This window comes from Microbacterium sp. 1262, from assembly GCF_040544895.1.
Lineage (GTDB): Bacteria > Actinomycetota > Actinomycetes > Actinomycetales > Microbacteriaceae > Microbacterium > Microbacterium plantarum.
The window spans coordinates 2698143-2722898 of the sequence record NZ_JBEPKU010000001.1; the positions used below are offsets into that span (position 1 = coordinate 2698143).

24 protein-coding genes are annotated in these 24756 nt (G+C 70.2%); 19 read left to right on the forward strand and 5 right to left on the reverse strand.

The features are described from left to right. The first annotated feature begins 36 nt into the window (after positions 1–36). From ABIC53_RS12865 to ABIC53_RS12895, 7 genes are all read left to right on the forward strand, one after another. Positions 37–1326, forward strand: a complete 1290-nt coding sequence (locus ABIC53_RS12865) for an ABC transporter substrate-binding protein (protein WP_354451757.1) — start codon at positions 37–39, stop codon at positions 1324–1326. An 88-nt stretch (positions 1327–1414) separates the two neighbouring features. Further along, positions 1415–2563 carry an ADP-ribosylglycohydrolase family protein gene (locus ABIC53_RS12870; RefSeq protein ID WP_354451759.1) on the forward strand — a complete coding sequence of 383 codons (1149 nt, stop codon included), beginning with the start codon at positions 1415–1417 and terminating at the stop codon, positions 2561–2563. Then, positions 2560–3927: an ADP-ribosylglycohydrolase family protein gene (locus tag ABIC53_RS12875; RefSeq protein WP_354451761.1), complete on the forward strand. Its 1368-nt coding sequence runs from the start codon at positions 2560–2562 to the stop codon at positions 3925–3927. The genes ABIC53_RS12870 and ABIC53_RS12875 overlap by 4 nt, the downstream gene beginning before the upstream one ends. Further along, positions 3924–4856, forward strand: a complete 933-nt coding sequence (locus ABIC53_RS12880; RefSeq protein WP_269268391.1) for a ribokinase — start codon at positions 3924–3926, stop codon at positions 4854–4856. Before ABIC53_RS12875 ends, ABIC53_RS12880 begins: the two co-directional genes overlap by 4 nt. Beyond that, a complete protein-coding gene (locus tag ABIC53_RS12885; RefSeq protein ID WP_354451764.1) occupies positions 4853–6808 on the forward strand; it encodes an SUMF1/EgtB/PvdO family nonheme iron enzyme in 1956 nt (651 codons plus the stop codon). Before ABIC53_RS12880 ends, ABIC53_RS12885 begins: the two co-directional genes overlap by 4 nt. Then, positions 6805–7992: a CaiB/BaiF CoA transferase family protein gene (locus ABIC53_RS12890; protein ID WP_354451765.1), complete on the forward strand. Its 1188-nt coding sequence runs from the start codon at positions 6805–6807 to the stop codon at positions 7990–7992. The genes ABIC53_RS12885 and ABIC53_RS12890 overlap by 4 nt, the downstream gene beginning before the upstream one ends. Continuing rightward, a complete protein-coding gene (locus ABIC53_RS12895; protein ID WP_354451767.1) occupies positions 7989–8831 on the forward strand; it encodes an HpcH/HpaI aldolase/citrate lyase family protein in 843 nt (280 codons plus the stop codon). Before ABIC53_RS12890 ends, ABIC53_RS12895 begins: the two co-directional genes overlap by 4 nt. 104 nt (positions 8832–8935) lie before the next feature. Here ABIC53_RS12895 and ABIC53_RS12900 read toward each other — a convergent pair whose 3' ends face one another. Continuing rightward, entirely contained in the window at positions 8936–9928 is a 993-nt protein-coding gene (locus tag ABIC53_RS12900; RefSeq protein WP_354451769.1) for a LacI family DNA-binding transcriptional regulator, read from the reverse strand. A gap of 191 nt (positions 9929–10119) precedes the next feature. Between ABIC53_RS12900 and ABIC53_RS12905 the strand changes: the two genes are divergently transcribed. From ABIC53_RS12905 to ABIC53_RS12940, 8 genes are all read left to right on the forward strand, one after another. Beyond that, positions 10120–11946, forward strand: a complete 1827-nt coding sequence (locus ABIC53_RS12905; RefSeq protein ID WP_354451771.1) for a glycoside hydrolase family 2 protein — start codon at positions 10120–10122, stop codon at positions 11944–11946. 83 nt (positions 11947–12029) lie between these two features. Further along, entirely contained in the window at positions 12030–13340 is a 1311-nt protein-coding gene (locus tag ABIC53_RS12910) for an ABC transporter substrate-binding protein (RefSeq protein WP_274179146.1), read from the forward strand. Between the two features lie 61 nt (positions 13341–13401). Next, positions 13402–14343 (forward strand): carbohydrate ABC transporter permease, encoded by a 942-nt coding sequence (locus ABIC53_RS12915; RefSeq protein ID WP_274179147.1) that lies wholly within the window; start codon positions 13402–13404, stop codon positions 14341–14343. Continuing rightward, positions 14340–15263 carry a carbohydrate ABC transporter permease gene (locus ABIC53_RS12920; RefSeq protein ID WP_274179148.1) on the forward strand — a complete coding sequence of 308 codons (924 nt, stop codon included), beginning with the start codon at positions 14340–14342 and terminating at the stop codon, positions 15261–15263. The genes ABIC53_RS12915 and ABIC53_RS12920 overlap by 4 nt, the downstream gene beginning before the upstream one ends. Continuing rightward, positions 15260–15883, forward strand: a complete 624-nt coding sequence (locus tag ABIC53_RS12925; protein WP_274179149.1) for a hypothetical protein — start codon at positions 15260–15262, stop codon at positions 15881–15883. Before ABIC53_RS12920 ends, ABIC53_RS12925 begins: the two co-directional genes overlap by 4 nt. A 27-nt stretch (positions 15884–15910) precedes the next feature. Beyond that, positions 15911–16705, forward strand: a complete 795-nt coding sequence (locus ABIC53_RS12930) for an SDR family NAD(P)-dependent oxidoreductase (protein WP_274179150.1) — start codon at positions 15911–15913, stop codon at positions 16703–16705. Continuing rightward, positions 16702–17430, forward strand: coding sequence for an SDR family oxidoreductase (locus ABIC53_RS12935; protein ID WP_274179151.1), 729 nt, complete (start codon positions 16702–16704; stop codon positions 17428–17430). The genes ABIC53_RS12930 and ABIC53_RS12935 overlap by 4 nt, the downstream gene beginning before the upstream one ends. Before the next feature lie 100 nt (positions 17431–17530). Then, a complete protein-coding gene (locus ABIC53_RS12940) occupies positions 17531–18214 on the forward strand; it encodes a helix-turn-helix domain-containing protein (protein WP_354451775.1) in 684 nt (227 codons plus the stop codon). Here ABIC53_RS12940 and ABIC53_RS12945 read toward each other — a convergent pair. The 3 genes from ABIC53_RS12945 to ABIC53_RS12955 all read right to left on the reverse strand — a co-directional run bounded on the left by ABIC53_RS12945 (position 18190) and on the right by ABIC53_RS12955 (position 20881). After that, the gene (locus ABIC53_RS12945; protein ID WP_354451777.1) at positions 18190–18588 is read right to left on the reverse strand and encodes a VOC family protein; all 399 of its coding nucleotides are present in this window, start codon (positions 18586–18588) and stop codon (positions 18190–18192) included. The two genes, ABIC53_RS12940 and ABIC53_RS12945, sit on opposite strands and share 25 nt — an antisense overlap. 86 nt (positions 18589–18674) lie before the next feature. Beyond that, positions 18675–19898, reverse strand: a complete 1224-nt coding sequence (locus ABIC53_RS12950; RefSeq protein WP_354451779.1) for a hypothetical protein — start codon at positions 19896–19898, stop codon at positions 18675–18677. Beyond that, positions 19895–20881, reverse strand: a complete 987-nt coding sequence (locus ABIC53_RS12955; RefSeq protein WP_354451781.1) for a hypothetical protein — start codon at positions 20879–20881, stop codon at positions 19895–19897. Before ABIC53_RS12955 ends, ABIC53_RS12950 begins: the two co-directional genes overlap by 4 nt. Positions 20882–21056: 175 nt before the next feature. On the opposite strand from ABIC53_RS12955, the gene rpsF reads away from it, so the two are divergent. The 4 genes from rpsF to rplI are packed head-to-tail and all read left to right on the forward strand — an operon-like array spanning position 21057 to position 22727. Beyond that, positions 21057–21413 carry a 30S ribosomal protein S6 gene (gene rpsF / locus ABIC53_RS12960; protein ID WP_036305492.1) on the forward strand — a complete coding sequence of 119 codons (357 nt, stop codon included), beginning with the start codon at positions 21057–21059 and terminating at the stop codon, positions 21411–21413. A 5-nt stretch (positions 21414–21418) separates the two neighbouring features. After that, on the forward strand, positions 21419–21949 hold the full coding sequence (locus tag ABIC53_RS12965) for a single-stranded DNA-binding protein (RefSeq protein ID WP_023953543.1): 531 nt from the start codon (positions 21419–21421) through the stop codon (positions 21947–21949). Between the two features lie 59 nt (positions 21950–22008). Further along, positions 22009–22263, forward strand: coding sequence for a 30S ribosomal protein S18 (rpsR, locus tag ABIC53_RS12970; protein ID WP_023953545.1), 255 nt, complete (start codon positions 22009–22011; stop codon positions 22261–22263). Positions 22264–22274: 11 nt separating this feature from the next. Then, complete coding sequence (rplI, locus tag ABIC53_RS12975) at positions 22275–22727, forward strand: 50S ribosomal protein L9 (protein WP_023953547.1); 453 nt, start codon at positions 22275–22277, stop codon at positions 22725–22727. A gap of 256 nt (positions 22728–22983) precedes the next feature. On the opposite strand, the gene ABIC53_RS12980 is transcribed toward rplI, so the two are convergent. Continuing rightward, entirely contained in the window at positions 22984–24726 is a 1743-nt protein-coding gene (locus tag ABIC53_RS12980) for a chaplin family protein (RefSeq protein ID WP_274179156.1), read from the reverse strand. Positions 24727–24756: the final 30 nt, after the last annotated feature.

Genomic DNA, 24756 nt, shown 5'->3' on the forward strand with positions numbered 1-24756 from the left:
GTGACGACGACACCCGAGAACCAGAAAGGCCACACCATGAGAAGAATCCGCGGCATCGGCGCCGTCGCATTCGTGGGCATCGCAGCCGTCGCGCTCGCAGGATGCCAGCAGGGCAGCGCGAACAACAGCGGGGGAGACGGCGACGTCGTCACCCTCCAGTTCCAGTCGCTGTCGGACCAGCCCGCGACCCAAGCGGCCATTAGCGAGATCGTCGACGCCTGGAACGCCGAGCACGACGACGTCCAGGTCAAGATCATCCAGGCCGGCTGGGACGGCACCTACGACAAGCTGATCACCCAGTTCTCGGGCGGCACCGCGCCCGACATCATCCACTTCGAGGCGAGCTCGATCGTGTCGTTCGCGGCCGACGGCTACCTCGCCGACCTGACCGACCTGATCGATCCCGAGCTGAAGTCGGACATTTCCGACGGCATCTGGGAGTCGGTGACGCATGACGGTCAGATCGTCGCCTACCCCTCGACCCTGCAGTCGTACATGGCGTTCGCGAACGCCGATCTGCTGGCCGAGGCCGGTGTCGAGGTGCCCACGGGCGACACGATGACGTGGGATCAGCTCCAGGAGATCGCGAAAGCGACGACCACGGCCGACCACTACGGCCTGGGCTGGGGTCTCGGATCTCCGACCGCCACGATGATGAGTCTGTCGATGGGCTTCGACGGCGGCTACTTCGACGGTGAGGGCGACGATGTGACGATCGAGGTGGGCGACGACGAGCTCGCCGTGCCCGAGCGCATCCACGAGATGGCCTACACCGACCGGTCGATCGACCCGACCTCGCTCACGCAGTCGGGCTCGGACGTGCTGCCGTCGTTCTACGGCGGCAAGGTCGCGCTGACGGTGCAGGGCTCGTTCCAGGCGACGAACATCGCCGCGGATGCTCCCGAGGGCCTCAACTGGGTCGCGCTTCCGCCGCTCGAAGGATCGGCTGGCGCCATTCAGGCCGCGAACCCGCAGACGTACTCGGTGAACATCGACTCGGAGCACGTGGAGGAGTCGGCGGAGTTCCTGAACTTCTTCATGGACGGCGAGAACCTCGCGAAGATCGCCTACGCCGACGCGCTCATCCCCTCGTCGGGTGCCGCCCGCACGCAGGTCGCCGAGCTCGCCGGCGACGACGCCGCGTGGAAGCAGGTGCTCGCGTCGGGCGAGGGCCTGGAAGGTCCGCCGTTCCTGAAGGTGTCGAAGTACACCGAGTGGAAGGACACGATCGCGACGCCGGCGTTCCAGCAGTACCTGGCGAACCAGATCGACCGCGACCAGCTCGCCGCGCAGCTCAGCGACGGCTGGGCCGACGTCGCCGGATGACGATCCGCGGGGGCGGGTCGATCCGATCCGCCCCCGCCTCACACGCTCGAACGAAGAGAGGGACGTAATGGACGTGTTGCACGATCGGGTGGCAGCAGTACTGGCGGGAGCCGCCGTGGGCGATGCGCTCGGCGGTGCGACGGAGGGCTGGACCCCTGAGCAGATCGAGGAGCGCCACGGCGGACGTGTCGACGGGATCGTCGGTCCCTTCCTGCCCGACTGGCGCACGGCTCGCCCCATCGCGCCGTACCACAAGGGCGACGGGCACGTAACGGACGACACCCTCATGACCCACGCGCTCATCGAGGTGTACGCCAAGCAGCGTCGGCACCTCGACGCCTACGACGTCGCGAGCGACCTCGTGCCGCTCATGATGGGTGAGCGCCGCTGGATCCCCGAGCTCGAAGACGAAGCGCTCATCCTGCAGCGCGTCTTCCTCGCCGAGAAGTGGCTCGTCATGAAGCTGCACTACGGCCACGCCGACCCCCGTGAGGCGGGCGTCGGAAACGTCGTCAACTGCGGCGCGACGATGTACATGGCGCCCGTCGGCCTCGTGCACATCGGCGACCCGCGCGGCGCCTACGCCGAAGCAATCGACATCGCCGGCGCCCACCAGTGGTCGTACGGTCGCGAGGCCGCCGGCGTGTTCGCCGCCGCGGTCGCGGCATCCGCCACTCCCGGAGCGACGGTCGACGACGTTCGACGGGCGGTGCTGGATGTCGCGCACGACGGCACCGCCGCCGCCATCCGCGCCGTGTTCGAGGCCGTCGATGCCTTCCGTGCCGCTGGCGGGTCGGACGATCCGCGCGAGCTCGGTCGCTTCGTCCGCGAAGCGGTGCGGCCCTTCGACACCGTGGGCGAGGCCTACCGGTCGCCGGCCATGGACGCGCGTCTTCCCTCGCGGACGAAGGCCATCGAAGAGCTTCCCGTCGCGCTCGGCTTCGTCGTCGCTCACGACGGCGACCTGCGTGCTGCCGTGCTGGACGCGGTGAACTACGGCCGAGACGCCGACTCGATCGCCACGATGGCGGGCGCGATCTGCGGTGGGCTCCACGGCAGCGCCGCCGTTCCCGAGGAGTGGCTCCACGAGGTCGTGACCGCGAGCCGCCTCGACCTCGATGGCGTCGTCACGACGATGGTCGAGGTCGTGCGCGACGTCGCCCGCGCCGATGCCGAGCGCGCCGCCGCCCGCGCGGAATCGCTGTCGTCGCTGCTGTCGGTGGGGGCCGGGGCGTGAGACTGACCTGGGCTCAGCCCGAAGACCTCGTCCCCGCCGAGCTCGTCGCCCTGCGCGAGCAGGGGGCGCCCGACGACGAACTGTCGGCGATCGAACGGGTGTGGACGCAGGCAGGCGGAGCGACGGTCCTCGCGCCTTCCGGGGCCAGCGCGACGCCGGCTTCGCCCGAACTGCGCGCGGAGGCGCGTCGCGTGCTCGATGAGCTGCAGGGGCTGCAGCGCCCGAGCGCGGACGAGCCCGACGAGTGGGATGCGATCGCGGCGCTGCTTCCCGCGCAGCCCGAGCCGAGCGTCGGCGACGCAGCTTTCGACCGCGTGCACGGCGCGTGGCTGGGGCGGTCGGCCGGCTGCCTGCTCGGCAAGCCGGTCGAGAAGATCCCGCGCGAGGGCATCGAGCAGATCGCCCGTGCTACCGGAAACTGGCCGGTCAGCGGCTACTTCACCGCGCGCGGGCTGCCGGCAGACGTCGCCGAGCGCTGGCCCTGGAACCGTCGCTCGGCGCCGACCTCGCTCGTCGAGAACATCGCCGGGATGCCCGAGGACGACGACCTGAACTTCCCTATCCTCGCCCTCGACCTGCTCGAGCAGCACGGCTCCGCGCTGACGACCGACCACGTCGCCGAGGCGTGGCTCTCCGCCCTCCCGGCGGGGCGCGTCTTCACGGCGGAACGCGCCGCGTACCGCAACATCCTCGACGCACGCCCGGTGCCCGAGACCGCGACGCACCGCAATCCGTTCCGCGAGTGGATCGGCGCCCTCATCCGTGCCGACGTGCACGGGTGGGCGAACCCCGGCGATGTCCGGGCCGCGGCGCACTCGGCGTGGATCGACGCGCGGCTCAGCCACACCCGCAACGGCCTGTATGGCGCCATGTGGGCGGCCGCTCTCTGCGCGGCATCCCTCGTCGCCGACTCGATGGATGCCGTGCTGGATGCCGCCGACACCGTCGTGCCGCCCGCATCCCGCCTGGCCGCGGCCGTGCGGTTCGGCCGTGAGACCGGTCGGGCGCTTGCCGCGGGCGAGCTCACGACGGCGGGTGCGCTCGACGCCCTGCACGCTGAGTTCGCCGGGATGCACTGGGTGCACACGCTGAACAACGCCGCGCTCACCGCGTGCGCGCTGCAGGCCCACGGTCGCGACTTCGGCGCCGCCGTCGCGCTCGCCGTCGCCGGTGGCTGGGACACCGACTCGGTCGGTGCCACGGTCGGCTCGGTGGTCGGCGGCCTCGTCGGTGCCGACGGCATCGGGTCCGCGTGGACCGCGCCCCTGAACGACCGCATCGCGACCTCGATGCCCGGCGGTCCGCAGCGGTCGATCCGCGAGCTCGCCGAGCGGACGGTCGCCCTCGCGGAGGGAAGCTCGTGAGCGTCGTCGTCGTCGGCAGCATCAACCAGGACGTCGTCGCCCGGGTCGCCCGCATCCCCGCTCCCGGCGAGACGCTGCTCGCGTCGTCGCTCGTCCGCACCGGCGGGGGGAAGGGGGCCAATCAGGCCGTTGCCGCCCGGCGTGCCGGGGGAGCGGAGGTCGCCTTCGTGGGCGCGGTGGGAACGGATGCCGCGGGCGCGGCGTTGCGCGCGGCGCTCGAGGCCGACGGCATCGACGTCTCGGGTGTGGTGCAGGTCGACGAGGTGACCGGAACAGCGCTCATCTCGGTCGACGCGTCGGGTGAGAACGCGATCGTCGTCGCCGCCGGGGCCAATGCCGCGCGCGACTCCCTCACCGACGCGCAGCGGGCGGTGGTCGCATCGGCGTCGGTTCTGCTCACTCAGCTCGAGATCCCCGTGGCCCTGGTGCGGGACGCCGCCGCGGCCCGGGGTGAGGGCGCGTGGCACGTGCTGAACGCGGCGCCGTCCGCACCCTTCGCCTCCGCCCGCGACGCGCTGCTCGCGGCGACCGACGTGCTGATCGTGAACGAGCACGAGGCACTCGAAGCGGCGGGCGTCGAAGCCCTCGACGAGGCCGTCGCCGAGCTCGCCCGTACGGTGCGCGGACTCGTCGTCACACTCGGTTCTCGCGGATGCCTGGTCGTCTGCGGTGACGAGCGCACCGAGGTGCCCGCCCATGTCGTGACGCCGGTCGACACGACGGGCGCCGGCGATACCTTCTGCGGTGTGCTGGCCGCGGCGCTCGCCGCCTCCGGACGCCGCCCCGACGCCGTCGGTCTCGATCTGCTCGCGGATGCCGCGCGCGCCGGTGCTGCGGCATCCGCTCTTGCCGTCACGCGCCCCGGTGCGCAGGACGCGGTGCCCACGAGCGATGAGGTCGCCGCCTTCCGGAAGGAGAACCGACCGTGAGCGGTGGATTCGATCCCCTGGTCCCGCGCGAGATCGATCGCCCGACGCCGGTGCCGCTCGACGCCGACGTGCGCTCGGGCGACGCCGCGACGGTGCTCGATGACGCGAAGATCTTCGTCGCGCCGACGGATCCGGCCGACCTCGGTGCGTGGCGTGCCCAGCTGACGGTGTGGCGCGAAGGCGCTCGCGAACGGCACGGCGTGCCGACCCGCTACGAACAGGCCGAGTCCGCGTGGGCGAGCCGGTGCTTCACCGTCGCCCAGGTATGGCTCTGGGACGAGCTGTTCTTCGACTTCGACGAGCAGCGCTTCACGCCGGAACGCTTCCTCGCCGACGCGCAGCGCCGGTTCGGCGGTCTCGACGGGATCGTGCTGTGGCACGCCTACCCCGTCATCGGCATCGACGGCCGCAACCAGTGGAACTTCTACGCGGTTCCGGGGCTCGTCGAAGCCGCCGAAGCGCTGCGCGCCGCCGGTGTCGCCGTGTTCGTCGACTACAACCCGTGGGATGTCGGCACGCGACGCTCGGGAGACGACGCCGCCGAGCTGGCCGCCACGGTTCGGCGTCTCGGGGCAGACGGCGTCTTCCTCGACACGCTGCGGAAGGCCGATCCCGATCTCGTCGCGGCCCTGGATGCCGCGCGCCCGGGCATCGGACTCGAGGGCGAGTCGAAGCTCGCGACCGAGCGCATCGCCGACCACACCCTGTCGTGGGCCCAGTGGTTCGCCGACTCGGAGGTGCCCGGCGTGCTGCGCGCCCGGTGGTTCGAGCGCCGACACATGCAGCACCACATCCGCCGGTGGCACCGCGACCACGCAGAAGAGCTGCGCTCGGCATGGCTCAACGGCGTCGGGGTGATGGTGTGGGAGGTCGTCTTCGGCGTCTGGGTCGGCTGGAACGACCGCGACGCCGCGACCCTGCGGCGGATGCTGCCCGTGCAGCGCGGCATGCACCGCTGGCTGGTCGAGGGGGAGTGGACGCCTCTCGCCGTGCACGACGCACCGGTCTTCGGGTCGGCGTTCGAACTCGACGGCGTGACCCTGCTGTGCCTCGTCAACACGTCGGGGTCCGATGTCCAGTTCGAGCTCGAGTCCGGCGGTCGGTACGTTCCGCTGCATGAGCCCGGCGATGAGGTGTCGTCGGTGACGGTGCCGGCCGGTGGGGTCGCCGCCGTCGTGCGGCTCACCGCGGATGCCGCGGGTACCCCTGTGCCGCCGGTCGTCGCCGAGGTGAAAGCCGCGCTGCGCGATGAGCCGCCGGTGGCGGACGTGTCGTTCCCGCACCGCCGAGCGCGGCGCCTCACCGCTCCGGCATGGACCGGGCCCGTGCGAGACGCTGCGGCGGATGAGGAGGAACCGACCGTCGCGGTGGCGCCCGGCACATATGCGCTGACCGTGCGCTTCCGCGCCCGCGAGACCGGGATGTACGAGGGCGCACCCTACGTCGACGAGTGGAAGCCGCTGCCGCCTCGCCTGCACGACCAGCGCACACTCGAACGCGTCGTCGAGGTGCGGCACCCCGTGCGCGTCGGCGCGGCCGAGGTGACCGAGGCCGAATACGCGCGGTTCCTCGACGCGATCGGTGAAGACGCGGATGCCCGTGACCCCGAGCGCCCGGCGACCGATGTGACCTTCGCGCGGGCTCGGGAGTACGCCGCATGGGTGGGCGGGCGGCTCCCCACCGAGGACGAGTGGCAGCTCGCGGCATCCCTTCCGTCGTTCCGTCGACGCGCGCCGGAGGTGTGGAACTGGACGGAGTCGGAGCACTCCGACGGCCGCACCCGGTTCGTGATGCTGAAGGGCGGCAGCGCCCACCGCAGCGAGGGGTCGGACTGGTACTTCGACGGCGGTGTGCGGTCGCCGGAGTTCGCGGCCAAACTGCTGCTGCCGGGGCTCGGACAGGACGCGTCGCCCTCGATCGGATTCCGCGTCTGCTGGGAGGAGCCCTCGTGACCCCGCTCGACGGACTGCGCGTCATCGACGCCTCGACGCTGTTCGCCGGTCCCATGGCCGCGATGCACCTCGGCGACATGGGGGCCGAGGTCGTCAAGGTCGAGCACCCGACCCGGCCCGACCCCGCGCGCGGCCACGGTCCGAGCAAGGACGGGCAGAACCTGTGGTGGAAGACGCTCGGCCGAAACAAGCGGACCGTGGCGATCGACTTGCACACCGCCGACGGGCGCGAGGCGTTCCTGCGCCTCGCCCGCACCGCCGATGTCGTCGTCGAGAACTTCCGCCCCGGAACCCTCGAGCGCTGGGGACTCGGGTACGACGAGCTGTCTGCGGAGAACCCCGGTCTCGTTCTCGCCCGCGTGACCGGATTCGGTCAGATCGGTCCGTACCGCAGTCGCCCCGGCTTCGGCACGCTCGCCGAGGCGATGAGCGGTTTCGCTGCCGCGACGGGCGAGCCCGACGGTCCGCCGACCCTTCCCCCGTTCGGCCTCGCCGACGGCATCGCCTCGCTCGCCACCGCCTACGCGATCATGACTGCGCTGCATGCCCGCGAGCGGGACGGGCGCGGGCAGGTGGTTGATGTGGCGATCATCGAGCCGATCCTCGCGATGCTCGGCCCGCAGATCACGCGCTGGGATCAGCTCGCGACCGTGCAGCCCCGCACCGGAAATCGATCGGCGAACAACGCGCCGCGCAACACCTATCGCACGGCCGACGGTTCGTGGGTCGCCGTGTCGACGAGCGCTCAGTCGATCGCCGAGCGGGTGATGGCTCTCGTCGGCCGCCCCGACCTCGCGGCCGAGCCGTGGTTCGCGAGCGGATCGAGCCGGGCGCAGCACGCCGACGAGCTCGACGAGGCCGTCGGCAGCTGGATCGCGCAGCGCACGCGCGAAGAGGTGATCGAGGCGTTCGAAGCCGCGCAGGCCGCGGTCGCCCCGGTGTACGACCCCTCTGACATCGTCGCGGACCCGCAGTTCCAGGCGCTGGGCACGGTCCACCGCATCCACGACCCCGATCTCGGCGAGATGGCGATGCAGGGACCGCTGTTCCGGATGTCGCGCGACGAGTCGACGATCGCCTTCACCGGGCGGGCTCACGGCGCCGACACCGCAGAGGTGCTGGCCTCTCTCGGCTACGCCGACGACGACATCGCTCGCATGCGTGCGGAGGGATCGGTCGCATGACCCGCCCGATCCTGGTCGCGCTGTACGCGCCCGCCGACCGCCCCGAGCGCTTCGAGAAGGCGCTGGATGCGGGAGCGGATGCCGTCATCGTCGACCTCGAGGACGCCGTGGCACTCTCGCGCAAGGCGCAGGCGCGGGCGGCGCTCGCCGAGTTCGCCGCGGTTCGGGCGTCGCGAGGGGCTGCCGCACCGGCGGTGCAGGTCCGGGTGAACGCGCGCGGGGCGGACGCGCACGCCGCGGATATCGCCGCCGTCGCGGACCTGCCCGCCGCCTTCGGCATCCGGCTTCCCAAGACGCAGTCGGCGGATGACGTCGCGGCGGTCCGCGCCGCCGCGCCCGGACGCGAGGTGCATGCCCTGCTCGAGTCGGCGCTGGCGATCGAGCGCGCGTTCGAGATCGCGCAGGCTGGGGTCGCGTCGATCGCGGTCGGCGAGGCCGACCTGCGCGCGGAGATCGGCGTGCCCGCGGGGCGTGGCGGGGAACCCGGGCTCGCATGGTCGCGCGCGCGGGTCGTGAACGCGGCGGCTGCGGCCGGGCTGCCCCTTCCGCTCATGGCGGTCTGGGCCGATGTCGCCGACCTCGAGGGCCTGGAGCAGAGCTGCCGGGCCGGGCGCGCGCTCGGCTACGCAGGCCGCACCGCCATTCATCCGCGGCAGATCGAGGTGATCCGGCGGGCCTTCACCCCCGGCCCGGAAGAGGTCGAGCGAGCGCAGCGCATCGTCGAGCGGGTGCGCACCGCGGCGGCGGACGGGACGGGCGCGTTCGTGCTCGATGACGGCACCTTCATCGACATCGCGATGGTCAAGGCCGCCGAGCGCATCCTCGCCGCCGCGCCCTGACCCCGCTGCATCCACCGGGCCCGCTGCATCCGTCGCATGCGAGGTCCCGGTTGAGCCGGTTACCGAGCCGGGATTCCCGGCCGAAGTGGGACCTCGGTGGGGGATCAGCGGGTGATGAGGCGGTACGGCACCTGGTGGTGCACGCCGGTCTGCCTCGTCGCGTCGCTCAGGATGTCGAGGATCGACGCCGCCGCCTTCTCGACACCGTGGTCGACGGTCGAGAACGCGGGGATGTGGAAGCGTCCCTCTTCGATGTCGTCGAAGCCCATGACCTGCACGCGGTCCGGCACGGAGATGCCGTGCGTGCCGAGGGTGTACAGCGCGCCGAGGGCGAGGCTGTCGCTGAAGCAGAACAGGGCATCGAAGTCGGTTCCGCTCGCGATGAGACGCGCGACGGCGGTCGATCCTTCGGCGCGGTTGAACTGGTCGACCGAGGCGTAGAGCGCGGGGTCGTGGGCGATGCCCGCTGCGGTGAGCGCTCGCCGGTACCCCTCGAACCGCAGCCGCGAGGTGGCGGTAGGCCCGGATTCTTGAACCCCCACCGCAGCGATGCGCCGCCGACCCTGCTGGATGAGATGCGTGGTGGCGGCCGCAGCCGCTGAGATGTTGTCGATCCCGACGTGGTGCACGGACGGAGTGAGGAGCTCTTCGGCCTGCTCGCCGATCAGCACGAGCGGGGGGCCGTTCGGCCGGTCCCGTACGTCGTCGAGAGTAAGGGCGAGCGGGCTCATCACGATCCCGTCGAGCGCGGGGAAGCCCTCGCCGGCCATCATCGCCAGTTCCGCGGGACGGGCGCCGCCCGTCTGCGCAATGAGAACGGTCAGCGCGCGGGTCTGCGCGCTGGTGACGAACTGCGAGGCGAATTCGGCGAAGTAGGGCTCGCGCAGGTCGGGGAGCACGAGCGCGATCAGTCCGCTGCGACCGTTGCGCAGCTGTCGCGCGGCGAGATTGGGCCGGTACCCCAGCTCATCGATCGCCTCGAGGATGCGTCGCCGCATCTCGTCTCCGACCCATCCCGTCCCGTTCACGACGTTGGAGACGGATTTCGCGCTCACGCCGACGCGGGCGGCGACGTCGGCGAGTGTGACGCGGGTCATGGGTCTCCTGTCGAGCGGGTCTCGGGTTCGATGTTGACTCTAGTTCAGCGTGGAACTATCGTGTAGTTCAACGTGGAACGGAAAGCGGTTTCCGTGTTCGCCTGCGGGCGGGACAGACGACGAGGTCGGCATCGAAGCCGACAGAGGGAGCCATTGCAGTGGAGCAGGATGCCGGTCGAGAGCCCGACGCGATGCGTGCGAGCGCGCTGGAACCGGCGCGGCCGCGCCCGCAGCTCGTGCGGGACTCGTTCCTTCTCCTCGACGGCGAATGGGGGTTCGCCTACGACGACGACGATCGCGGTGTCGCCGCACGGTGGTTCGACGGTCGCGAGCTGGGCGGCAGCATCCTCGTGCCGTTCCCGCCGGAGTCGCCGGCCTCGGGCATCGGCGAGACGGGGTTCCACCCGATCGTCTGGTACCGCCGGACGCTGACCGACGCAGATCTCGCCGCCGCCGGACATGGGGCGGAGAAGCGCGCGATCGTGCGCTTCGGTGCCGTCGACTACCGGGCCACCGTCTGGGTGGACGGGCAGATGGTCGGCAGCCACGAGGGCGGCCACACCCCCTTCGCCGTCGACATCACCGACGCGCTCGACGGTGAAGCTCGCGAGCATGTCATCGTCGTGCGCGCCGAGGACGACCCGCACGACCTCGCGCAGCCTCGGGGGAAGCAGGACTGGGAGGAACAGCCTCACTCGATCTGGTACCACCGCACGACGGGGATCTGGCAGTCGGTGTGGCTCGAGTCCATCGCGCCGCAGCACATCACCGCGCTCAACTGGACCAGCGACCTCGCCGACGGCACGGTGACCCTCGAGCTCCGACTGAGCCGGCCCGGCCGCGCACGCGCGAGCATCCGGATCGCGCACGAGGGGCGGGAGCTCGCCGCTGCGACGATGCGCACGAGCGGCACGCGAGCGACGTTGACGATCGCCCTGGACGGACAGCGAAACGGTCAGAACTACGAACGTCTGCTCTGGAGCCCCGACCGGCCCACGCTGCTCGACGCCTGGATCGAACTGACGGATGACGATGGCCGAACGGATGCCGTTGCGAGCTACCTCGGTCTGCGCAGCGTCTCATGGAGCGACGGCGCGCTGCTGCTCAACGACCGGCCGGTGACGCTGCGGTCGGTTCTCAGCCAGGGGTACTGGCCCGAGTCCCACCTCGCGGCCCCCTCGCCCGACGCGCTGCGACGCGAGGCCGAATTGATCGCCGAACTCGGCTTCAACTCGGTGCGCGTGCACCAGAAAGTCGAGGACGACCGGTTCCTGTATTGGGCGGATCGGCTCGGGCTCCTGGTGTGGGGCGAGATGGCCGCGACGTACACCTTCGACGAGCGAGCCGTGCAGCGCACGACCGCGGAGTGGACCGAAGCCGTGCTTCGCGACCGGGCGCATCCCGGCATCATCACGTGGGTGCCGCTCAACGAGAGCTGGGGCGTGCAGCACATCGCCTCGCGCTCGGATCAGCGGGCCTTCGCGGAAGCGCTGTTCCACCTGACCAAAGCCCTCGACCCCACCCGGCCGGTCATCTCCAACGACGGATGGGAGCTCGGCACCTCCGACCTGTGGACCCTGCACGACTACGAGGCCGACGGCGATGTCCTCGCCCGGCGCTACGACGTCGACGCGGTCGAGCTGCGCACGCTCGTCTCCGGCATCGGCCCGGCCGGTCGCCGCGTGCGTCTGCCCGGAACGGCGGACGACGGACAGCCGGTCATGCTCACTGAGTTCGGCGGCGTGAAGTGGGCGGCCGATGCGAGCCCCGACGACTCCTGGGGCTACTCCGAGGCGCGCGGCGCCGAGGAGTACGGCCGGATGGTCGCGGCGATCCTCCGGGCCGTGCAGTCGGGCACGAGAGGCTTCCGCGGGCGACCCGACGGGCTCGCCGGCTGGTGCTGGACGCAGCTCACCGACACCATGCAGGAGCGGAACGGCCTGCTCACCGAAGGCCGGGAACCCAAGCTGCCCATCGAGACCATCCGGTCTCTCGTCCGAGGAACCGGCACCGACTGAACCTCCGCCGGTTCTCGGCCGGCCACCGCCACCGCCATCGACACCGACACCCCGGGCTCATGCCCGCTCAATGAGGAGAAACCATGATGAAGAGACTGCCCGCATCGCTCGCCCTCGTCGGAGCCGCAGCACTTCTGCTCGCGGGTTGCGGCGCTGGAGGAGGATCCGATGCCGCTCCCGAGGAGATCACGTTCGACGAGGACACATCGGCCAAGATCAGCTTCTCGTGGTGGGGAAACGAAGACCGCGCCGCTCGCTTCGAAGAGGTCGTGGCGCTCTTCAATCAGCAGTACCCGAACGTCGAGGTGGTGCGGAATTTCAACGCCTGGGGCGACTACTGGACCGCCCGCAACACCGAAGCGGCGGGGAAGTCGCTTCCCGACGTGGTGATGATGGATGCCGGCTACCTCGGCGAATACGCCAGCAAGGGTCTGCTCGCCGATCTCTCGCCCTACCGCGACTCACTGCTGCCGCTCGACGGCGTCGACGACCAGGTGCTCGGATCTGGAACGGTCGATGACGAGCTCGTTGGCGTTCCGCTGGGCACGAACGCCTGGTCGATGATGTACAACAAGGACATCCTCGACTCGTTCGGTATCGACTATCCGACCGACGACATGACCTGGGACGAGTTCAACGACTTCGTCCTCGAGGTCAACGCGGCCGGGGCGTCATCCGAACCCCGGATCTACGGGGCGGAGGACTACACGGGCGGCCTTCCGAACTTCATCTACCACCTCATGCAGGACGGCAGTCCGGTCTTCGAGGAGAACGGTGCGCCCGCGTTCGACGAGAACGATGTGATCGAGTACCTCGACGGTGCCGCCGATCTCCGCGAGGACGGCGACTTCTACCCTGTCGAGCGCAGCGTCGCCCTTTCGCCCAGCGGGGGCTTCCTCGCCGGTGAGACGGCGATCTGGTTCAACTTCTCGACGACGGTGCTGCAGGGCATGACGGATGCCGGCACCGAGAACATCGGCATGGTGCAGCCGCCGCTCGAGAAGGGCCAGGACGAGCACGTGCTCGCACCCAAGCCGAGCATGCTCCTGAGCGTGGCGAAGAACTCCGACCAGCAGCAGGCCGCTGCCGCCTTCGTGAACTTCCTCACCACCTCGCCCGAGGTCGCGAAGATCTTCGGCACCTCGCTCGGCACCCCGCCCACGGAGGCCGGACGCGAAGCGATCGATCAGACCGCAGCCGACACCGTCAACCTCGACTACCTCGCGTCCATCGACGATGAGCTGACCGCGAGCTACCCGATCCTGCCCGCGGGCTACGGCACCATCGAGGCCAAATGGGGCGAGCTGCACGAGCAGCTGCGGTACGGCGATCTGACGACGAAGCAGTTCGCTCAGGAGTTGTTCTCCGAGATCTCCCTGGTGCTGGGCTCCTGATCGCTCCGCACGACCCTGCCGCACGGCCGAGCCGCCGGACCGCAGGAGAAAGGAACATCCCATGACTGCTCCTGCAGCCGTCGTCCCGGTTCGTGCGCGCTCGACCGTGCGGGCCCGGCGCGAGACGCGTGCCGGCTACCTCTTCCTGAGCCCGTGGCTCATCGGGTTCTTCGCCCTGACCGCAGGTCCGATGGTCGCTTCGCTGGTGCTGTCGTTCACCGACTACAACCTGTTCAACGATCCCGAGTTCATCGGCGTGGACAACTACACGCGCATGTTCGCCGACCCCAACTTCCTGCAGGCGGTCAAAGTCACCGGCATCTATGTCCTGGTCGGAACGCCGTTGAAGCTCGCTGCGGCGCTCGGGGTCGCGCTGCTGCTGAACGCGCCACGGCGGGGCCAAGGGTTCTACCGGTCCGCGTTCTACCTGCCCTCGTTGATCGGCGGCAGCGTCTCGATCGCGATCGTGTGGAAGGCGATGTTCATCGACGACGGCATCGTCGCGCAGATCGGCTCGTTCTTCGGGGGGCCGCCGGCCTCGGAGGGCGGATGGGTGGGAGACCCGGCGCGCACGCTGCCGCTGCTCATCCTGTTGACCGTGTGGCAGTTCGGAGCACCGATGGTGATCTTCCTCGCGGGACTGAAGCAGGTGCCGCCGGAGCTGTACGAGGCGGCATCCGTCGACGGCGCGGGTCCGGTGCGACGGTTCCTCTCGATCACGATCCCGATGCTGTCGCCGGTGCTGTTCTTCAACCTGCTGCTCGAGACGATCCACGCCTTTCAGGTGTTCAACTCGGCCTACATCATCTCCAACGGCAGCGGCGGACCCGCAGGTTCGACGCTTTTCTACACGCTCTACCTCTATCTGCGCGGATTCCGTGACTTCCAGATGGGTTACGCCTCGGCGATGGCCTGGGTGCTGGTGGTCGCCGTCGGCTTGGTCACGCTCATGCTGTTCCGCACATCGCGGGCGTGGGTTCACTATGCGGGGGACGAACGATGACCAACACGATCACTCAGACGGAGCTCATCACGACCGACCCGTCGTCGCGGCGACGCGGTCGCGGCGACGCGGGAGGGCGGCGTTGGGGCACGCGGGGGAGCGCGGTGGTCTTCCACCTGCTCGCGATCGCCGTGCTCGTCGTCATCCTCTACCCGGCGGCGTGGATGGTGATGTCGTCGTTCAAGCCGGGCAACGAGATCATCGGCTCGGTGAGTCTCGTGCCGGAAACCTTCTCGCTCGACAACTACGCCACGGCGTTCGCCGGGATCGGGGGAGTCTCGTTCTGGACGTTCGTCGTGAACTCGCTCATCCTCGCGGTCGCCTCGGTCGTCGGGGTGGTGCTCTCCTGTTCAGTCACGGCGTACGCGTTCGCCCGCATCCGTTTCCGCGGCAGCAAGGTGTTCTTCCTGTGCATGATCGCGACGATGCTCCTGCCGTTCCACGTCGTGATCATTCCGCAGTACATCGTGTTCAACCAGCTCGACATGATCAACACCTACTGGCCGCTGCTGCTGGGGAAGTTCCTCGCGGCCGACGCCTTCTTCGTGTTCCTCATGATCCAGTTCATCCGCGGTCTGCCCCGCGATCTGGACGAGGCCGCGCGCATTGACGGCGCCGGCCATGCGCGCACCTTCACCGCCGTCATCCTGCCCCTCATGCGACCCGCGCTCGTCACGAGCTCGATCTTCGCGTTCATCTGGTCGTGGAACGACTTCTTCGGGCCGCTGCTGTACCTGAAGGATCCGGGCATGTACACGATGCCGCTGGCTCTGCGCCTCTACGTCGACCAGACGTCGACCAGCGACTACGGCGCGCAGATGGCCATGGCGATCCTCGCCCTGGTGCCGGTGGTCCTCTTCTTCCTCGCCTTCCAGCGATACCTGGTGGCGGGCGTCGCGACGGAGGGGCTCAAGGGATGACCTCGGCGCGCAAGGCGGACGGATCGCCCGAGAGCCGCGCGGTCTTCGGCGGCTCGGGCGTCGCCGGGTTCGGCGAGATGTTCGTGGTCGGCATCGGGGTCGCTCTTCTTTCGCTGCCGCTCGTGACACTCGCCCCGGCGTTCGGTGCGGGGGTGCGGCACTTCCGCGCGCACCTCGACGACGAGCCCGACTCGATCGGTCTTCTCGCCACCCGGGGGCTCCAGGCGGTGCGTTCGGGCTGGTGGTTCGGCACGGCCAGCGTCGTGGTCATCGCGCTCCTCGTCCTGAACGCGATCGGGGCGGCCCAGGGGGTGCTTCCCGGCGGGGCGGTCTTCGCGATCATCAGCGGCGGCCTGGCGGTGGTCGTGGCCGTCGCGATGCTGCGGACCGCGGCGCTCTGGACGCCGGGCGCACGGTGGATCGACCTCTGGCGAGAGGGACGCGCGGTCGTGATCGACGACCCGATCGGAACGTCGCTGGTGCTGGTCGGGCTCGGGGTGAGCGCGACCGTCGTGTGGATGCTGCCGCCGCTCATCGTGATCGCGCCCGGGCTCGTCGTCGTGTCGCTCGTCGCTGCCGAACGCCGCCGCGCTGCGACATCATCGAGGAGGGCCGCGTAGGCGCGGCCCCGATCGGAGGAGAGCACGATGCAGTGGGATCTCGACGGCAAGGTCGTCGTCGTCACCGGAGCGGGCCGCGGCATCGGCCGCGCCATCGCCGAGACGTTCATGCGCGAGCGCGCCATCGTCGTCGCGACGGACATCGCCGAAGATGCGGTGGCTTGGGCCGACGACGCACGCCGCGATGCGGAACTCGATGGCGTCTCACTGGCGTGCGACGTGCGTTCGTCCGCTTCGGTGCAGCAGGCCGTGGATGCCCCGCTGAGCCGGTTCGGACGCATCGACGTGCTGGTCAACAACGCCGGCATCCTGGGCGACGGTCTCATCGAGGACGCCGATGCCGAGACCTGGAATCGCGTCTTCGACGTCAACGTCACCGGCACCTTCCGCACCTGCCAGGCGGTCATCCCCGCGATGAAGCGGCAGGGTGGAGGCCGCATCGTCAACGCGGCCTCGTTCGCGGCCATCATCCCCAGCGTCGGCGGGGCGGCCTATGCGGCATCCAAGGCCGCTGTCGTCCAGTTCACCAGAACACTCGCGGGAGAACTGGGTCCCTGGGGGATCACCGCGAACGCGTACGCTCCGGGGATGATCCCCACCGACATGAACGGCTTCGCCGACAAGCCGCACGATGAGCAGCGTCGCCTGCTCGACACGCTCACGCTACGGCGGTGGGGTGACCCGCGCGAAGTGGCGGACGCTGTCTGCTTCCTCGCGAGCGATGCCTCGCGCTACGTCACGGGCACCCTGCTCGATGTGAGCGGCGGCAAGTTCGCGACCCAGTTCCCGCAGCGGGCGTACGAGATGGCCGGCCGAGAATGACCGCGGCCGAGGCACGCGTCACGTGGATCACCGGCGCCGGCAGCGGAATGGGCCGGGCGGCCGCGCTGGCCCTGGCCCCCGACCGGCGTCTCGCGCTCAGCGGACGGCGTCAGGACGTGCTCGCGCAGACGGCGCGCGATGTGGCGGACGCGGGCGGAGAGGCCCTCGTGCTGCCGTTCGACGCCACTGACGCGGGGGCGGTGACGGAGGCTCGAGATGACCTTCTCGGCCGGTGGGGACGCATCGACGAGCTCGTCCTTGCCGCGGGCCTGAACTCGCCACGGCGGACGTGGGCGACGCAGTCGGTCGACGAGGTCGACCAGGTCATCGGTACGAACCTCCACGGGGTCATCCACGTGCTCGACGCAGCTTTGCCGGCACTCCGTGCCTCCGGCTCGGCCTGTGTGGTCGTGGTGTCGTCGATCGCGGCCTGGCGCTTCTCGCCCGTCGCCGGTGTCGCGTACAGCGCCAGCAAGCGCGCGCTCGCGGCTGTCTGCGAGACCCTGAACGCGCAGGAGTCCGCTGCCGGCATCCGGGTGTGCCACCTGTGCCCGGGCGACGTCGACACGGAGTTCCTGAGCCTGCGTCCCGAGGTGCCCGACGACGAAGCCCGCAAGCGGATGCTGACTCCCGACGACATCGGCCGCACGGTGCGCTTCGTGGTCGATGCGCCCCCGCACGTGCGCATCGACGAGCTGGTGATCAGTCCGGTCGCGCGCGGTTGAGGGTGCGCGGCTGAGCCGAGGTCCCAGTTCGGCCGGGTATCCAGGGCGGATTCCCGGCTGAAGTGGGACTTCGAGCGACTCGAGGCGCGAGACTGGGCCCATGTACTCGGAGGTGCGGTTGTCGGGCGCGGCGGCGCTGTGGCGTTCGGACCACAGCGCCGGGCATGCCGTCATCCCCGCGGACGGATGCGTCGACCTCATCCTCCGCGACGGCCGGGTCGACGTCGCGGGACCCTCGACACGCTGGCTCGAGACCGCGCCCGACGGCACGGATGGGTCGACCGGTCTGCGGCTCGCGCCCGGCCGTGCCGCACACGTACTGCGAATCGACCTCGCCACGATCGCAGATCAGCTCGTTCCGCTCGACGATCTCGCCGCGGCCGGGCACGCACGCCGTCTGCGCGAGACGATGCTGCGAGTGGCGAGCCGGTCGGGACGTCATGAGGCCGTATCGCGGATCGCCGCGCTCGGCGACGAGAGCGCACCCTGGATCGACGGCGCTCGCCGCTTCGCCTTCTATGCCGGCCCGGCCCGGGATGCCGCCGCGTCGCTCGGGATGTCGGAACGCACGTTCCGCCGGCGGATGCTTGCGACTTTCGGCTACGGCTACGCCACCCTGGTGCGCCTCGAGCGGGCCCGCCGCGCACAACGGATGCTGCGGTCCGGCTCTTCGATCGCGGATGCTGCAGCCGCGGCCGGCTTCGCCGACCAGCCGCACCTCTCACGCGAGTTCCAGCGCCTGGTCGGTCGCAGCCCCGCTCAGTTCGCGCTCAGCGCGGCGTAGAGGTCGACGGAGTTTCCGTCGGGATCGAGCAGGGTCGCGTAGCGCTGGCCCCAGACGGCATCCCACGGCGCCACGTGCTCAGCGAATCCAGAGGTGATCATCGTCGCGTACGCTGCGTCGACCTCGGCTGGCGTGCCCTTATCGAAGGCGAGCGCGATGCGGTGACCGCCCGACGCGGGCGTGTAGGCCGGATCGAACGAGCGGATCGTGTCGATGGTGTCCCACGCCAGCGCCGTTCCGTCGTCGAGCGTGGCGTCGACGTGAGGGCGGTCGTCCTGGCCCGCATCGATGTGAACGCCGAGGGCTCGATAGAAGGCCAGGGACGCCGCCATGTCCTTGGTCACGATTCCGATGAATCCGAGTGCGAGTGTCATGGGCCTCACCGTAGGGCCGGCCGGGCAGCCTCGTCGTGAACAAAACGGCCACCCTGTGCTCAGCCTGTTCGCGTCACGCCGGCCGGTCAGCGCATGGCGGCGAAGAGTCCGCCGATGAAGGCGATGACCGGACCGATGGCGCCGACCGTGACGATCAGCAGGACTACGACCACCGCCATCCACGGGACGCTCTTCTTCAAGCGCTGGCCGGGCGCGGCGACACCGGGCGGCGGGCGCAGCAGTCCCGGCGGCGGCGTGACGGGCAGCGCGGATGCGGCGCCGGCGGCCGCACCCGGTCCCGCCGTAGCCGGCCCCGCGGGACTCGGTTGCGCCGGTACGGCCGGCACCGCCCCCACACCGGACGCCGCGGGCGGCGCGAGCCGGTCGTCGCGCCAGCGCTCCCATTGCGCGAACTTGTCGATCATGGCGCCGACCGCACCGAACAGCCACGACCAGGTCGCGGGATCGAGCGTCGAGAAGTCGCGCTTTCCGTAGAAGAAGAGCCAGTCGTCGACGATCTCGACATCCAGTGCTGCGGCGTTGTCGACGAAGCGCGCCATGATGTCGGGCGTGAAGAGGTACAGCGCGTCGCGCTCGTATCCGCGCGGGCAGTAGAGGCGGAAGTACCGGTCGAAGTCGCCCTCGAGGGTCAGGTGCTGGTCGCGGTCGAACGCGACGGGGAGGTTCGAGCCGAACAGTCCGTTGTTGCCGAGGGCGTCGAGCACGATGTGCGGCAGCGGCGTCGACAGGTGCACCGCGACGTAGCCCCACGTGTGCGTCTGCTGATTCTTGCCCGACCCGGTCGTGTAACGGTAGTTCGCGAACTCGACGAAGCGCGGCTGGTCGCCGCGGACGAGATTGGATGCCATCCGCCCCGACCCCTGCGAGAAGATCATCCCCGGCAGCGGGGGCTGGGGTCGCTGCGGCTCGAAGCTCATGCCGTTGGCCCGCGCGAACCGGTCGAGCCGGTACCAGACCGCGGCTTGCGCAGCGCGCTGCCGGCGGACGAAGAACGGGATGAGCGCCGCGAGGGCGATGATGATGACGAGGGGGATGACGGGCGCCAGCGAGACCACCGCACCGGAACCCGACTGCGTCCCGACGGCGAACACCAGGCCGCCGATGATGGCGGACAGGACGCCGCCGAACACGAGCACCACGAAGACGATGACGACGATGGCGATGATCACACCGGCGGTGCCCGACCCGCCGGGGAGCCGGCCGCTGGCGGCCAGGTGCTTCCGGAATGCACGCGCGGTGGCGGGCGACACCGGCTCGAGGAGGGGTCGGGGATCGAACGGAACGCTCATCGATTGACCTCGTCTGCGCCCCAGGACAGGGATGCGTCTGCCGGAAGGGGCAGGGCTTCGAGCTCAGGGGACCGGCAGATCGCGTTCACGAGCTCCCGCGAGCCCCCGACGATCGTCGAGTCGAAGTCGACTTCCGAGACCATGACCCAGGCGCGGTCCGCGGGCCAGAGCAGGCTCGGGCTCTGCGACGTCGGCACGGCTCCCATCGCCTCGGCGGCGAGGTCGCGCCACGGCGGCCTCAGCTCCCAGTCGTCGTCGGCGAACTCGTCGACAGCGCCGCGGAACAGGACGAAGGCCCGCTCCGGCAGCCTCAGCCGTGGTCCTTCCGAGATCTCGCGCGAGAGGATGCCCTCCTGCCAGGTGGGTTTGCGGAAGACGCTGTTGAAGCGGTCGCCGATCGACGACCCGAGCATGCGGTTGTGGCGGGCGAGGGTCGCGTCGTCGGGGTCGCCGGGCTGGAAGACCGTGCGCGACGGCGCGCGTCCGAGGTGCCCGAGCAGGCCGCCCCGGCCTTCCCAGAGGCCCGCGGTCACGTCATCCGGTGTCGACGTGTGCCCGATCAGCTCGCGCGCGAGAATCGCCATACGGTGCGGGTCGAGCTCGCCCTGCGCGGGCGCGACGAACCAACGGCCGTCGGGGGACGCCGTCTGGTTCGAGCCGAACTCGGGCGAGCGCACGAGCGAGTCCCACTGCGCCAGCGGATGCAGCGTCGTCCCGAAGGCGGCGGCGGTCTCGGCCCACGTGGCGGGATCGGTGACGAGGTCTGCCGTCACCTGCTGCGACTGCTGCCACGGCATCCCGACCCACTCGTCGAACGGGGGGAGGCGTTCGCCGCTCTCGCGTGACTGGACGGATGCCGGATGCAGGATGCGCGCGTACGCCTCGAAGCCCCGCGGCACGACGTCGTGGAACGTCCCCCGCCACGGATCGTCGACGCGTTCGCGCAGCCATTCGCCGGTCAAGACGTCCGCGGTCCACTCCATGCGCCCACGCTACCGGTGACCGGTCGGCGGGATCACGCGCGATCAGGTAAGCTGTTGTGGTTGTCCGACCTCGGTCGGGCACGTGCTACACACCCTCCTGCTTCCGGGAAACGCCCGGGAGCCGTTCTAGTCCGAAGGAGGTGGGTCAGTGACGCACACGTACCAGTACGAGCTCATGGTGATTCTCCAGCCCGAGATCGATGAGCGTCAGGTTGCTCCCAACCTTGACAAGTTCCTCAAGGTCATCACGAATGACGGCGGAACCATCGAGAACATCGACATCTGGGGCCGTCGCCGCCTGGCGTACGAGATCCAGAAGAAGAACGAGGGCATCTACGCCGTCGTCAACTTCACCGCGACGAGCGAGACCACGCAGGAGCTCGACCGCCAGCTGAAGCTGAGCGAGTCGATCATGCGCACCAAGGTCCTGCGCGCCGAGGAGGCCATCGCACAGGTCGCCGCCGAGAAGGCGCGCTCCGAGGCGAAGGCCGCTCGCAAGGCTGCCGCCCCCGCTAAGGCTGCGAAGGCGTAAGGCTCATGGCCGGCGAGACCGTCATCACCGTCGTGGGCAACCTCACGGCAGACCCCGAGCTGCGTTACACGCAGAACGGCCTGCCGGTGGCGAACTTCACGATCGCCTCGACTCCTCGCACCTTCGACCGTCAGGCGAACGAGTGGAAGGACGGCGAAGCGCTGTTCCTCCGCGCGTCCGTGTGGCGTGACTTCGCCGAGCACGTGGCGGGTTCGCTGACCAAGGGCATGCGGGTCGTCGCGACCGGCCGCCTGCGTCAGCGCTCCTACCAGGACCGTGAGGGCCAGAACCGCACCGCGATCGAGCTGGAGGTCGACGAGATCGGCCCCTCGCTGCGCTACGCGACCGCACAGGTCACGCGCGCCGCATCCGGCTCCGGTGGTGGTGGCGGCGGAAGCTTCGGCGGCGGTCAGCAGTCGCGCCCGCAGCAGCAGGTGCAGGAGGAGCCGTGGGCGACCCCGGGTTCTTCGGCTCCCGACGCGTGGAGCGCACCGGGTACCAGCGGCGCCTCCTACGGCGACGACACCCCGTTCTGAATCGGATTCCGGGTGCTGCGTGCAGCGGCATCCGATCATCACTCTCGTAAGGAAAAACAATGGCTGGAAAGGCAACCGGCGACCGCCGCAAGCCGCGGAAGGGCGCGAAGAACGCGGCCCCCGCGAAGGCGATCCGCGTCGGCGTCATCGACTACAAGGACGTTTCGACGCTCCGCAAGTTCATCTCGGAGCGTGGGAAGATCCGCGCCCGTCGTATCACCGGTGTCTCGGTGCAGGAGCAGCGTCTGATCGCCAAGGCGATCAAGAACGCGCGCGAAATGGCGCTCCTGCCTTACGCCGGCGCTGGCCGGTAAGGAGCACCGACATGGCAAAGCTGATTCTCACGAACGAGGTCGCCGGGCTCGGAAGCGCCGGTGACGTCATCGAGGTCAAGAACGGGTACGCCCGCAACTACCTCATCCCCCAGGGCTTCGCTGTGGCCTGGACCCGCGGTGGCGAGAAGCAGGTGGCGTCGATTCGCGCCGCTCGCGACGCCCGCGCGATCCACGACCACGAAGAGGCCGTGGCTCTCAAGAACAACCTCGAGTCGAACAAGGTCAAGCTGTCGGTCAAGGCCGGCGCCGAAGGCCGTCTGTTCGGTGCGGTCAAGCCCGCCGACGTGGCTGACGCCGTCAAGACCGCTGGTCTGGGCGACCTCGACAAGCGCAAGATCCACATCACCTCGCCGATCAAGGCCGTGGGCGAGCACGAGGCGACCATTCGCCTGCGTGACGACCTCACCGCCGTGATCACCCTGCAGGTGGTCGCCGCCAAGTAATCCCTGGCGCACCGTACGGATGCCGCGGACCTTCGGGTTCGCGGCATCCGTCGTTTTCGGGCGCGTGCCGGGATGCAAGGTTTCCGGGCCGACACCCCGCGAGCGGATGCCGAGCCCCGGGGTGTCGGTGCAGATCCCTTGCATCCCGGTGCGGTGGCGTGCGCGTCGGCGAGGTGCCCCGCGGGCAGGCCGGAGCGGATGCCGCAGGCCGAGGGCCCGCGGCATCCGCTTTGTCCGAGACTGACTCCTGTCGGGATCAGACCGTGGCGCGACGGCGCAGAGCGACGAGGACGAGCCCCATCAGCGTCAGCGCCAGGGCGCCGATGCCGAGAGCCACCGGGGTCTCACCGCCCGTCTTGGCGAGCATCAGCGGGCGAGCCGACGCTGCCGAAGCCGACGTGCCGACCACAGCGGTGTCCGTCATGCTCGACGTGGTCGGAACCGCGGGGGCTTCGCCGTTGCCATCCGTGCCGGGCGTGGTGCCGGGGTCGGTTCCGGGGTCGGTTCCCGGGTCGGTTCCGGGGTCCGTGCCGGGGTCGGTTCCGGGGTCCGTGCCGGGGTCGGTGCCCGGGTCAGTGCCGGGGTCGGTGCCGGGGTCGGTTCCCGGGCCGGCCGGGGTGACGACCTCGGTGGTCGAGTCGCCGATCACCGAGATCGCGTTTCCGGTCAGCGAGATCGGGGCAGTGATCGGGAGCACCAGCTGGGTGCCGCCGAGGATGCTGTCCGAGCCGCTGGTCGACGCGCTGGGCGCGGTGCCCGTCGTGCCGCCGTTGCTGCCGGTGGTGGCGTCTCCGATGACGGAGATGGCGGTGCCGGTCAGGTCGATCGGTGCCGTCACGGGTGCGACGACCTGGGTGCCGCCGAGGATTCCGTCGGTGCCGTCGGTGGTGGCCTCGGGCGTGGTGCCCGTGGTGCCGCCGCCGTTGCCAGCGGTGTTGCTGCCGGTGGTGGTGTCGGTGGTGGCGTCTCCGATGACGGAGATGGCGGTGCCGGTGAGGTCGATCGGTGCCGTCACGGGTGCGACGACCTGGGTGCCGCCGAGGATGCCGTCGGTGCCGTCGGTGGTTGCCTCGGGCGTGGTGCCCGTGGTGCCGCCGCCGTTGCCAGCGGTGTTGTTGCCGGTGGTGGTGTCGGTGGTGGCGTCTCCGATGACGGAGATGGCGGTGCCGGTGAGGTCGATCGGTGCCGTGACCGGTGCGAGCACCTGGGTGCCGCCGAGGACGCTGTCCGAGCCGCCGGTCGACGCGTCAGCCGTCGAACCGCCGTTGCCAGCGCCGTTGCCGCTGGTGGTGGTGTCGCTGGTGGCGTCTCCGATGACGGAGACGGCGGTGCCGCTGACCTCGATCGGTGCCGTCACCGGGGCCACGACCTGGGTGCCGCCGAGGATGCCGTCGGTGCCGTCGGTGGTTGCCTCGGGCGCGGTGCCCGTCGTGCCGCCGTTGCTGCCGGTGGTGGTGTCGCTGGTGGCGTCTCCGATGACCGAGACGGCGGTGCCGCTGACCTCGATCGGTGCCGTCACCGGGGCCACGACCTGGGTGCCGGAGGCGACGCCATCCGACCCGTCCGTTTCGGCAGCGGGTGCGGGAGCGGGCTGCGCCGGAGCGGGAGCCGACTCGGCGGGTGCGCTGCCGCTGTCCGTCGACGACGTGCCGTCGCCGACGACGGCGACGGAGGTGCCCTCGACCGTCACGGGCACGGAAACGCTGATGAGCGCCTGCGACCCCGAGCCGACGCCGTCCGAGCCGCTCGTCGAGCCGCTGGGCGCCGGTGCCGATTCCGGTGCACTCGAGCCTGACGTCGAGCTGTCCGCATCACCGAGGACGGCGACCGATGTTCCGCTGACCGTGATCGGGGCGTCGACGGAGACGATTCCTTGGGTGCCCGAGAGCAGCCCGTCCTCTCCCGTGGTGTCGGCCGCGTGGGCGACCGATGCGCCGAGGATCGTGATCCCCCCGGCGACGAGCGTGCCCCAGATGGCACGCGAGACGATGGTGTTCATGATTGTTCTCTCCTTGAGAATGACGAATGG